The following is a 3,201-nucleotide window of genomic DNA, read 5'->3' on the forward strand; positions in this document are numbered from 1 at the left end:
GGGGGGGGGGGGGGGGGGTGGGGGGGGGGGGGGGGGGGGGGGGGGGGTGGGGGTGGGGGGGGGGGGGGGGGGGCCGGGCCCGGGGGGGGCGCCCCGGACGGGCCACGGCCCGCGTCACTCGGTCAGCCTCGGAGAGCGTTGTAGATCTCGAGGAGGGTCAGGCCGGGGGAGATGGCGGCGAGAGGCGCCCGGACCCACCACGACAGGCCGTCGTACCACTTCTTGAAGTCGCTGTACTTGCCGCCGATGGCCTTGGCGAATCCGCCGACCTTGCTGAAGGCGGCGCGGATCGCGCTCCACTTGCTGGCGGCCGAGGCCTCACCGTTGACGATCTTGTTCATCTCGGTGCGCTCGGCGGGCGTCAGCTCAGCCGCGAACGGGCTCGCGAGCAAGGTGCGCGCGGCCTGCTGCGCCTCGGCCTGCTGGGTGGCCGAGACGGACTGGGGTGCGGCCACGGAGGCCGAGGAGGCCTGGGCCAGGCCGGCGCCGCCCCCGATGGCGATGGCTGCGACGGCCGAAACGGCCGCCATGCGCAGGGTGTTGCGATTCATTTGGAATTCCCTTGCGTTGTCGCAAGGGGGAGGAAGCCCTTGTGGGCAACCTGAACAGGCGTGGAAACCGAATGGTCACCCGCGGACTTCTTTCCCCCGATTACTTGGTCGTTGCCGCACCGCTCCTGGTCAGGGAGAAGTCCGGCGGTGTGCTCGTCATCTCATCCTTCGAGTGCCGCGCACACGTGCACGTTACCCACAAGTCGATCACTTGACCACTGTCGGAATGGCCAACGCGCCTCGGGTGAAGCCATGTTCACTGTCCCCACCTGCGGGTTTATGGATGGGCCTCCGCTTTACCTTTACATTGCTTGGCCGGAAACCGTCTGTTGTGGCCGAGACCGGGAGGTGGGCGGCGAGCGGCCGGCGGGTGAACGACGCTCTTGCAGACTGCGTCTGATGAGCGCTCAGGCCAGTGCCCGTGACGCTTCCGGTCATGTCGCCGCACCGCCGCACCTGCCTAGCGTCGAGGGTCACCAACTCCCGGGAGGCACACGATGGACGCAGCCGACGGAGCTCGGCCCAGGCCCGGCACGCTGGCACGCTTCACCCAGTGGACTGAGGAAAGGCACGGGCCGGAGACGGCCCTGCGTTTCCGGGCGGGCGACGCGTGGCAGACCCGTACGTACGCGGAACTGGCCGCCGAGGTGCGGGCCGTCGGGTGCGCGCTGCTCGGCCTCGGCGTGGCCGCGGGCGAGCGGGTCGCCGTACTGGCCGAGACCCGCCCGCAGTGGACGTACACCCACTTCGGGGTGCTGGCGGCGGGCGCGGTCCTCGTACCGGTCTATCCGACGGCGGGGGAGGAGGAGCTCGCCTGGGTCCTCGCGGACTCGGAGGCGGTGCTCGCCGTCTGCGACGACGCCGCGCAGGCGGAGCGGGTCGAAGCGCTCCGGGGGAAGCTGCCGCACCTGCGCGAGGTGGTCCTGATGGACGCGCTGCCGGAGCTCGCCTCCGTCCCGGAGGGGGAACTCCTCGCCCGGGCGCAGGCCGTCCCGCCCGGGGCGGACGCCTCGGTCGTCTACACCTCCGGCACGACCGGCCTGCCGAAGGGCTGCCGCCTGGCCCACGCGAACCTCGGCGCCATCCAGGACGCGACCCTCCCGCTGATCCGCGGAGGCCCCGGGGACTCCACGTACCTCTACCTCCCGCTCGCGCACCTGCTGGCGCAGCTGATCCAGTTCACGACGCTGCTGGAGGGCGGGGAGCTCTGCTACTTCGGCGGCAGGATCGAAGACGTCCTGTCCGAGCTGTCCGTCGTCCGGCCCACCCATCTCCCTTCCGTGCCCCGCCTGTTCGAGAAGCTGCACTCGGTGGTGCTCTCACTGGCCGAGTCCCGGGAGGGCGGCCGGGAGAGCTTCGAGGAGGCCGTACGGGTGGGGGTGCTGGCGGCGGAGGGGCGGCTGCCGGAGTCCCGGCGCGAGGAGCACGCCGCCGCCGAGGAATCCCTCTACTCCCTGGTCCGGGGCGCGTTCGGGGGCCGGCTGAAGTGGGCGCTCACCGGCGGCGCCCCGATCGCCCCGGCGACCCTGGACTTCCTGCGGGCGTGCGGGATCGCCGTGTACGAGGGGTACGGGATGACGGAGTCGGCCGGGGTCATCTCCCTCAACCACCCGGACGCGGTGCGCCACGGGACGGTGGGCCGGCCGATCGCGGGCTGCGAGGTGCGGATCGCGCAGGACGGGGAGGTCCTGGCGCGCGGGCCGATGGTCTTCCCGGGGTACCACGCGAACGCGTCGGCCACGTCCGAGGCGCTGGACGCGGAGGGCTGGCTCCACACGGGCGACCTGGGCGAACTCGACTCCGACGGCTACCTCCGCATCACGGGCCGCAAGAAGGAGCTGATCATCACCTCGGCGGGCAAGAACCTCACCCCGACGGAAGCCGAATTCGCCATCCAGCGCTCCCGCTACGTCTCCCGCGCCGTGATGATCGGCGACGGCCGCCCCCACCCGGTCGCACTCGTCACCCTGGATGCAGAAGAGATAGCCGCCTGGGCCGCCCGCGAGGGCGTGACCCTGAACGACTCCTGGCCGCGGCGGGGGTCGACCGACCCGGTGACGCAGCCGTCGGCGGCGGAACGGTCGGCGGCCGAACGGTCGGCGCACCCGTCGACCCACCCGGCGGTCCGCGCCCTGGTCGAACAGGCGGTCGCCGAAGCCAACGCCACCCTCTCCCGTCCGGCCCGCATCCGCGCCTTCCACATCCTCCCGGAGGACTTCACCCCGGAGGCGGGCACCCTGACCCCCACCCTCAAACTCCGCCGCAAGGCGGTATCGGAGCGCTACGCGAGGGAGATCGAGGCGCTGTACGGGGGGTGAGGGGGGTACGGGTTCCCGCGCGCGCGGGACTTCTCCCCCCGCGGGCCCCGCCCATGTGCGGCGTCCGCCCACCCACTCCCTGGGCGCGGCCCGACCGTCCAGCCTCGCCGGGGTTCGGGCGCGGGGTCCGACGGGGGCCCGCGGCGCGTCCAGGCCCCGGCGTGGGGGTGGCGTGTGGGTGGGGGGTTCGGCTGCGCCCGACGATCCAGCCTCGCCGGCGTTTGAGGCGCGGGGTCCGGGGCGGAGCCCCAGGAAACGGTGAAAGGGCGGGGCGGGGCCTGCTCCGCGCAGCGGCACCCCCTGGCGGGGTCCGAGCCGGCCGGAATCAGAGA

Annotated in this window: 2 protein-coding genes; one reads left to right on the plus strand and one right to left on the minus strand. The window is 73.0% G+C overall.

Features of this window, described 5'->3' with window-relative positions; all coding sequences use genetic code 11:
- Nucleotides 1–122 precede the first annotated feature (122 nt).
- The gene (locus ACIGFK_RS42415; protein WP_376656923.1) at nt 123–551 is read right to left on the minus strand and encodes a hypothetical protein; all 429 of its coding nucleotides are present in this window, start codon (nt 549–551) and stop codon (nt 123–125) included.
- 497 nt (nt 552–1,048) lie between these two features.
- On the opposite strand from ACIGFK_RS42415, the gene ACIGFK_RS42420 reads away from it, so the two are divergent.
- Nucleotides 1,049–2,869, plus strand: a complete 1,821-nt coding sequence (locus tag ACIGFK_RS42420) for an AMP-dependent synthetase/ligase (RefSeq protein ID WP_400056151.1) — start codon at nt 1,049–1,051, stop codon at nt 2,867–2,869.
- Nucleotides 2,870–3,201: the final 332 nt, after the last annotated feature.

Origin of the sequence: Streptomyces sp. NPDC085524, assembly GCF_044541755.1 — a bacterium.
Taxonomy (GTDB): domain Bacteria; phylum Actinomycetota; class Actinomycetes; order Streptomycetales; family Streptomycetaceae; genus Streptomyces.